Source organism: Bacillus cereus group sp. BfR-BA-01408 (genome assembly GCF_022663305.1).
Classification (GTDB): Bacteria; Bacillota; Bacilli; order Bacillales; family Bacillaceae_G; genus Bacillus_A; species Bacillus_A pacificus.
The window spans coordinates 1-217 of the sequence record NZ_JAKUFF010000340.1; the positions used below are offsets into that span (position 1 = coordinate 1).

A 217-nucleotide genomic window follows, 5' to 3' on the forward strand; every position below is an offset into this window, starting at 1 on the left:
GCCGCCTTTCAATTTCGAACCATGCGGTTCAAAATGTTATCCGGTATTAGCCCCGGTTTCCCGGAGTTATCCCAGTCTTATGGGCAGGTTACCCACGTGTTACTCACCCGGCCGCCGCTAACTTCATAAGAGCAAGCTCTTAATCCATTCGCTCGACTTGCATGTATTAGGCACGCCGCCAGCGTTCATCCTGAGCCAGGATCAAACTCTCCAATAA

General features: G+C 51.2%; 1 rRNA gene. It reads right to left on the minus strand.

Annotated elements, in window-relative coordinates:
• A 16S ribosomal RNA gene (locus MR083_RS27560) occupies nucleotides 1-217 on the minus strand; the annotation flags it as partial.